Below are 7,501 nucleotides of genomic sequence, written 5' to 3'. Positions count from 1 at the left end.
TGGACCAGAAGATCCAGGACGCCCTCGCCGCCCAGATCCCCTTCCCCAGCCGCCTGGGCAAGCCGTCGGACTATGCCAGCCTCGTCCTCGAACTGGCCCGCAACGTCTACATCAACGGCGAATGCATCCGTCTGGACGGCGCGATACGGCTCGCCCCGCGCTGAAAGCGCGGATCCGGCTCCCTGCTTGAGCGCGAATTCTGCATTGAGGGTCTTGCGGGAAGGTTCGCCCCTCCGCTATACGCCCGCCTCCGACAGGAGTGCGGGCGTAGCTCAGTGGTAGAGCACAACCTTGCCAAGGTTGGGGTCGAGAGTTCGAATCTCTTCGCCCGCTCCAGTCGCATCAAGAGGCCCGATCGCAAGGTCGGGCCTTTTTGCTGTCTACGCCCGGGCTGCGTGAGCTTGCCAAGGTTGACGCAGACGCCATCCGCATTGCCCCGGTCGGTGAAATCCTTCAGGTTTCGCCGCGGAGGGCGAGCATGAGCGCGGAAACGGATCTGGGGTCGACGGTCAGGCCGGTGGAGACCGCGCGGCTGGACGCCTTCGTGGACGCCTCGTTCGCCTTTGCCGTGACCCTGCTGATCATCGCCGGGGCCAATCCGCTCGAGAATTTCGCCGACCTGCTGCACGCGCTCGGCCGGGTGCCGGCCTTCGCCTGCGGGTTCGGGCTGGTGGTGATGTTCTGGCTGGCCCACCGCAATTTCGGGCGGCTGGCCCCGATCCGCGACAGCTGGTCGGCGACGCTGAGCCTGATGATCGTGTTCATGATCCTGGTCTACGTCTTCCCCTTGCGGCTGCTGACCGAGGCGGGGGCGGGGTATTTCTCGGGCGGACGGCTGCCGGGACGCGACCTGATCGCCTCCTATGCCCAGCTGCGGGTCATCTACACCATCTATGGGATCGGCTTCGCCTTCCTGAGCTGGCTGTATTTCCTGCTATACGGCCATGCGCTGAAGCGGGGGACGGTCGCGGGCCTGGCCGAGGAAGACCGTGATGAAGCGGCGGAAAGCCGCGCGATCTGGGGCATGATCACCCTGGCCGGACTGTTCTCGGCGGCGCTCGCCTGGATCATTCCGACGCGGATCGCACCCTGGGCACCGGGCTTCGCCTACTGGCTGATACCCTTCACCCTGTATTTCGCCAATCTGATCCACCGACGCCGAAGCGGCCGTGGCCTGTTCGCCGCGCGGCGCAAGGCGGCGGCGCCCGAGGGTCTGGCCTGATCAGGCGTAGAGGGCGGCGAACAGACCCGCTTCGGGCGAAGAGGCGCGGATACCCCTATCCAGGTCGTCGAGGGCGTCGTCGATCTCCTTCAAGCCCTCGTCCGCGTCCTCGAACGCCGTCTTCGCCTCGTCGTCCATGGGTTTGAAGGCCATCTGGACCTTGGCCTTGTCGAGCAGTTCCTTGATCCACTTGCCGATGCCCCGGACCTCCTTGACGAAGGTCATGTCGGCGGCGGCTTCCGACCCCGAGATCCGCTCCTTCATCGCCTTGTAGATGTCGCCGGGGCGAACATCGGCCCGCGAGGCGGGCGCGGCGGCGGGCGTTTCCTCAAGAGACGGCGGGGCGGCGCGATCAGGCACCTCGGCGTCGGCGCTCTCGGTCTCGGCCTCGGTTTCAGTCTCGACGGCTTCGGCCGGACCCGTCGCCGTCTCGGCCGTCCTGGCCTCGGCGGCGGGACTGGTCGACGCCGGAGCCTTCTCGGCGGACGCGGCCGGTGCCGGAGCGGCCGGAACCGCCGCACTGGTGCTCGCGCCAGGCGGGGGCGTGCCCCCCGCCTCCGCATAGGCCTTGAGCGCCGATTTCAGCTGCTTGACGATCTGGGCCAGCTGTTTGGCCATGACCTGGGGATTGTCGGAGGCGAACTGTTTGAGCGTGCGGATGCGCTCGACCAGGACCTGGACCTGCTGGCGGGCCTGATCCTTGCGGGCCAGACGCTGTTTCCGGGCCTGGTCCTCGATCGGGGAGGGCTGTTCGGCGCGCGCGGCGGTCGCGGTCTTGACGCCGGTCAACGTCGCACGGGCCTTGGCGGCCTTGGCATCCGACGGTGCTAGGGCGCTGACCGCGCTCTGCGGCGCGATCATGCGGGGTTGTGACAGGGCGAGAGTGGCAAGCGACATCGGACCGAGCTTTCTGCTGGGACCGCCACCCTGACATAAAGAGCCTAAGCCAAGCTTGACGCGTGGACGCGCCATTTGGCTTACGCCCGGTCATCCGGTTAGACAGGAGGGATGCCGAACCTGATCCTCGCCATCGACCAGGGCACGACCTCGAGCCGGGCCATCGCGTTCGAGGTCTGCGACGACCATACGCTGAAGGCCCTGGCGATCAGCCAGATCGAACTGGCCCAGCATTTCCCGCATTCGGGCTGGGTCGAGCATGACGCGGCCGAGATCTGGACCGCGACACTGCAGACCTGTCGCGAGGTGATCCGAAAGGCCGGAGGGATCAGCCGCTTCGCCGCCATCGGCATCACCAACCAGCGCGAGACGGCGGTCATCTGGGACGCCGCCACGGGCGAGCCCCTGCACCGGGCCATCGTCTGGCAGGACCGGCGCACGGCCGACGTCTCGGCGCGGATGGCGGCGGAGGGGCACGAGCCGGAGGTTCAGGCGGCGACGGGTCTGATCCTGGACCCCTACTTCTCGGCGACTAAATACGCCTGGCTGCTGGACAAGACCGGGACGCGGGACCGGGCGGCGAAGGGCGAGGTGAAACTCGGCACGATCGACAGCTGGCTGGTCTGGAAACTTACCGGTGGGGCTCGTCACGTCACCGACGCCACCAACGCCAGCCGCACCTCCCTGATGGACCTAAAATCGCGATCGTGGCGCGAGGACCTGTGCGCCCTGTTCGACGTGCCGATGGCCGCCCTGCCCCGGATCGTCGGATGCGCAGAGGTGTCAGGCGAGAGCGATCCGGCCCTGTTCGGCCGCGCCCTGCCCATCGCAGGCTCGGCCGGCGACCAGCAGGCGGCGCTGGTCGGGCACGGGGCGCTGAGCCCCGGCGACGCCAAGATCACCTACGGCACCGGTGCCTTTCTGGTCGCCAATGTCGGAGCCGAGCCGGTGGCGTCGAAGAGCCGGCTGCTGGGCACGCTCGGCTATCAGGTGGGCGAAGAGGCCGCCCCCGAGGTGGCTTATGCGCTGGAGGGGTCCATCTTCTCGGCCGGATCGGCGATCCAGTGGTTGAGGGACGGGGTCGGGATGATCTCGGAATCGCGCCAGTCCGAAGGGGTGGCGCAGGGGCTGAAGGACAATGGCGGGGTCTATCTGGTACCCGGCTTCACGGGTCTGGGCGCGCCGTGGTGGAAGCCGGACGCGCGCGGGGCCGTCGTCGGCCTGACGCGCGATACCGGACCGGCCCATTTCGTGCGGGCGGCGCTGGAGGCCCTGGCCTATCAGACCCACGACCTGCTGGAGGCCTTGGCCGCCGACGGGGCCCCGCCGCTGAAGCTTCTCAAGGTCGATGGCGGCGTCACGGCCAACGCCTTCGCCATGCAGTTCGTGGCCGACATCTGCCAGGTCACGGTCGAGCGGCCGGCCTTTCAGGAGATGACGGCCCTGGGCGCGGCCAAGCTGGCAGCGCTGGGCATCGGCCTGATCCCCGACCTGACCGCCCACGCCGCCGAGGCCCCCGCGATCTGGAGCCCGCGCATGGGGGACGTCGAACGCGACCGCCTGCTCAAGGGCTGGCGCGGGGCCGTCCGCGCCGCCATCATCGCCAGCGAATAGAGCGTCCGCAAAGGACGCCGGAGGACCGCCCATGACCGACACCGCGACATCGTCCGAGGACGCCCAGGCCACGTTCGGCGGCACGCGCGAGGTCGATCCCCGGTACGCTCTGGATACAGCCGCGCTCGACGCCTGGATGCGTGACAAGGTCGAAGGCTACTCCGGTCCGCTGACGATCCGCCAGTTCAAGGGCGGCCAGTCGAACCCGACCTATGAGCTGACCACGCCGAACCGGGCCTATGTGCTGCGTCGCAAGCCGCCGGGCGTTTTGCTCGCCTCGGCCCACGCCATGGACCGGGAGTTCACGGTGATCTCGGCCCTGCACGCGCAGGGGTTCCCCGTGGCCCGGCCCTATGCGCTCTGCGCCGACGACGCGGTGATCGGGTCGATGTTCTACGTCATGGACAAGGTCGAGGGCCGGGTCCTGTGGGACCTCAAATTGCCGGGTCTGGAGCCTACTGAGCGTCGCGCCATCTATGAGGCCCAGACCGACACCCTGGCCCGCCTGCACGGCTTCGATCCGGCCTCCATCGGCCTTGGCGACTACGGCAAGCCCGGCAACTATTTCGAGCGTCAGGTCGGGCGCTGGACGAAGCAGTATCGGGCCTCCGAGATCGATCCGGTCCCGGCCATGGACCGGCTGATCGAGTTCCTGCCCGCGACGCTGCCGGCCCAGGGACCGACCCGCATCGTCCACGGCGACTTCCGCCTCGACAACCTCATCGTGGCTGCGGACGGACCCGATGTCCGGGCCGTGCTGGACTGGGAGCTGTCGACGCTCGGCGATCCGATGGCGGACTTCTCCTACATGCTGATCGGCTGGGTCCTGCCGGCCAGCCAGAGGAACGGGCTCGCGGGCGCGGACCTGAAGGCTCTGGGCATCCCGACGATGCAGGAGACGGTGGAGCGGTATGCGGCGAGGACCGGCGCAGGGGTCCCGGCCAACCTGGACTGGTTGCTGGCCTACAACCTGTTCCGGCTGGCCGCGATCTGCCAGGGCATAGCCGGGCGGGTCCGCGACGGCACGGCGGCCAGCGCTCATGCCCGGTCCATGGCAGCCCAGGTCGGGCCCCTGTCGGACGCCGCCTGGACCTATGCGAAGCGGGCCGGGGCGTAAGCCCTATTTGGCATAGAGCTTGACCACCTCGTACAGGAAGTCGCGTCCTTCATAGAGAGACCGGACCCGCAGCCGCTCGTTCAGGCCGTGGACCCCGTTGCCGTCCGGATCGGTGAACATCCCGGTCATGCCATAGGTCGGGATGCCTGCTGCATTGGTGAAGCGGCCATCGGTGGCACCCGTCGACAGCGTCGGGACCACCGGCACGCCCGGCCAGATCCGGCCCGCGACCTGCCGCACCGGATCCAGGATGGCGTCGGTCAGGGGCGGCGGGGGCGAGGTCGGGCTGGGCTCGCCGACGGTGGCGATCGTCAGGCCCGGCACGGCCAGGACCCGTTCGATCCGACCTTGCGTCTCAGCGATCGTGTGGCCGGGAAGGATGCGGCAGTTCACGTTGACCTCGACCTTCTGCGGCTGAGCGTTGTGGGCATGGCCGCCCTCGATCAGGGTCGGGATACAGGTGGTGCGCAGCATGGCGTTCCACACCGGATTGGCCGCCCCGAGCCGCAGCGCCGCCGCCGCGTCGGGTGTCGACGCGGTCAACAGGCGCAGGTCGTCGGCGAACTGCGGCGAGGTCTCGATCAGGGCCGTGAAATAGGCCCGCGTGACCGGCGTCACCTCCAGCGGGAAGTCATGCTTCACCAGCCGGTCCAGCCCCGCCCCCAGGGCCGCGATGGCATTGTCCTTCCTCGGCCTCGCCGAATGCCCGCCGGGGTTGGTCAGGGTCAGGGTGAAGTCCTGATAGACCTTTTCTCCCGCCTGAACGTTCAGGACCAGGCGATTGCCGGCCGCGTCCAGATTGCCGCCTGCCCCCTCGTTCAGGGCGAAGCCGGCGCTGAGCGTCTCGGGTCGATGTTCCAGCAGCCACTGGACCCCGTTCCAGTGATCGTTCGTCTCCTCACCGCAGGTCAGGGCCATCTTCAGAGTGCGGCGGGGCCGGAACCCTTCTGCCTTCATCCGGACGAACGTATCCACCCACACCGAGGCCTGGGCCTTGTCGTCCGAAGCGCCGCGCGCATAGAAATAGCCCTCCTCCTCCACCAGGGTGAAGGGATCGCGCTGCCAGTCCGAGCGCCGCGCCTCGACCACATCGATATGGGCCAGCAACAGGATGGCGGGGGCCGAGGCGTCCGACCCCGGCAGTGTCGCGACCAGCGAGCCGAACTTGGGCTGGTCTTCAGGCACGATGACCTGGGCGTCCTCGGCCGAGTATCCGGCGGCGGTCAGTCGGGCCAGCATCCGGTTCGACGCCAGGGTGCAGTCTCCCTCGGACAAGGTGGTGTTGGTCTCGACCAGTTCCTTATACAGGACACGGAAGGCGAGCTGGTCGGGGCGGGGTTCGCCCGCGAGAGTCGGGGTCTGCGCACCCGCCTTGCTCACGAAGACGGCCGCGCCGATGACCAGCACCGCAGCCAGGCCGAACAGCAACAGGATCGCCCGGCTGGACCGGGTATTGCGCATCTCCTGATAGGCGGGATCATCCAGCCAGTAGCGGCCCTCGCCGGCCTCGACGACGGCGTGGCGGCGGACAAGGCGACGCAGGGCCCCGCGCTGGATCAATCGGCCGGACGCCAGGGCGATGGCGGTTTCGGGCGAGACGGCTCCGGCTTCTCGCAGAGCCTGGGTGATGCGCTTCTCGGCCTGCATCGACGCCGCCGCCACCGCTCCGCTCGTACTCATGCCGTCGCTCCCGTTCGCGACCAGCCTTAGCGCGTTCAAACCCGAGTGGCAGCATGGCACCCACATTTTCCGCTCATTCCCGCGAAAGCGGGGACCCAGTTCTTTCGTGAGGCACGGTCCATGGGATTGAGGCCTCTTGGAATGGTGTTCGTCCTATCGCCCAAAGCACTGGGTCCCCGCTTTCGCGGGAATGAGCGAGAGGTTTGATGGGCTCAAGGTGAAGCTGGAGATGCGATGAACGCATCCGCCAACGCAGGGGCCAGGTCGCCGCGCCCGACGACGGTGACGGCGTCCAGTTCCAGCCACGACGCCATCCGGCGCAGCTCGACCGCCAGCCGCCCCGGTGTCTCCGCATCGGCCTCCGGCTCGGTCCAGGCTGCCTGGACCAGCAGCACCCGGTTCTGACGATCGGCCTTCAGATCGACACAGGCGGTGATCGCCTCATCCTGCAGGAACGGCAGGACATAATATCCGCGCTCGCGCTTGTGCGCCGGGGTGTAGATCTCCAGCCGGACGCGCACGCCGAACAGCCGCTCGGTCCGGTCCCGGAACCAGATCAGATTGTCGAACGGCGACAGGAGCGCCGATGCCTCGATCCGGCGTGGCCGCCTCGCCTCGGGATGCAGATAGGCGGGCTTGGCCCAACCCCGCACCGTGACCGGGATCAGGTCGCCCGCCTCGACCAGTTCGGCCAGCCGCGCCCGCGCATCTTCCAGCGACAGGCGGAAATAGTCGCGCAGGTCGGCAGCGGTGGCGATCCCCATGGCCCTTGCGGCGATGAGCATCAGCGCTCTCTGGGCCTCCGCAAGGTCCGGCGTCGGGGCATCGGCGACGGCGGCGGGCAGCACACGCTCGGTCAGGTCATAGACCCGCTCGAACCCGCGCCGGGTCCGGGTGGTGATGAAACCCGACCAGAACAGCCACTCCAGCGCCCGCTTGCCGTCCGACCATTCCCACCAGCCGGGCTTGCC

General features: G+C 68.4%; 6 protein-coding genes and 1 tRNA gene. 4 read left to right on the top strand and 3 right to left on the bottom strand.

Translation table 11 applies throughout. The features are described from left to right. Positions 1-261: 261 nt before the first annotated feature. Positions 262-336 (top strand) — tRNA-Gly (locus tag JHC99_RS16065). 142 nt (positions 337-478) lie between these two features. Beyond that, positions 479-1,222: a TMEM175 family protein gene (locus JHC99_RS16060; RefSeq protein WP_292155553.1), complete on the top strand. Its 744-nt coding sequence runs from the start codon at positions 479-481 to the stop codon at positions 1,220-1,222. Here JHC99_RS16060 and JHC99_RS16055 read toward each other — a convergent pair whose 3' ends face one another. Beyond that, complete coding sequence (locus tag JHC99_RS16055; RefSeq protein WP_292155552.1) at positions 1,223-2,119, bottom strand: hypothetical protein; 897 nt, start codon at positions 2,117-2,119, stop codon at positions 1,223-1,225. Positions 2,120-2,230: 111 nt separating this feature from the next. On the opposite strand from JHC99_RS16055, the gene glpK reads away from it, so the two are divergent. Further along, the gene (gene glpK / locus JHC99_RS16050; RefSeq protein WP_292155550.1) at positions 2,231-3,733 is read left to right on the top strand and encodes a glycerol kinase GlpK; all 1,503 of its coding nucleotides are present in this window, start codon (positions 2,231-2,233) and stop codon (positions 3,731-3,733) included. Between the two features lie 31 nt (positions 3,734-3,764). Beyond that, entirely contained in the window at positions 3,765-4,850 is a 1,086-nt protein-coding gene (locus JHC99_RS16045) for a phosphotransferase family protein (RefSeq protein ID WP_292155548.1), read from the top strand. 3 nt (positions 4,851-4,853) lie between these two features. Here JHC99_RS16045 and JHC99_RS16040 read toward each other — a convergent pair whose 3' ends face one another. After that, the gene (locus JHC99_RS16040; RefSeq protein WP_292155546.1) at positions 4,854-6,530 is read right to left on the bottom strand and encodes a M20/M25/M40 family metallo-hydrolase; all 1,677 of its coding nucleotides are present in this window, start codon (positions 6,528-6,530) and stop codon (positions 4,854-4,856) included. 212 nt (positions 6,531-6,742) lie between these two features. Next, positions 6,743-7,501: crosslink repair DNA glycosylase YcaQ family protein (locus tag JHC99_RS16035; protein WP_292155543.1), on the bottom strand; the 759-nt coding region annotated here is incomplete at its 5' end.

Source organism: Brevundimonas sp. (genome assembly GCF_016463485.1).
Taxonomy (GTDB): Bacteria; Pseudomonadota; Alphaproteobacteria; order Caulobacterales; family Caulobacteraceae; genus Brevundimonas.
This window is presented reverse-complemented; position numbering and strand designations above follow the sequence as displayed.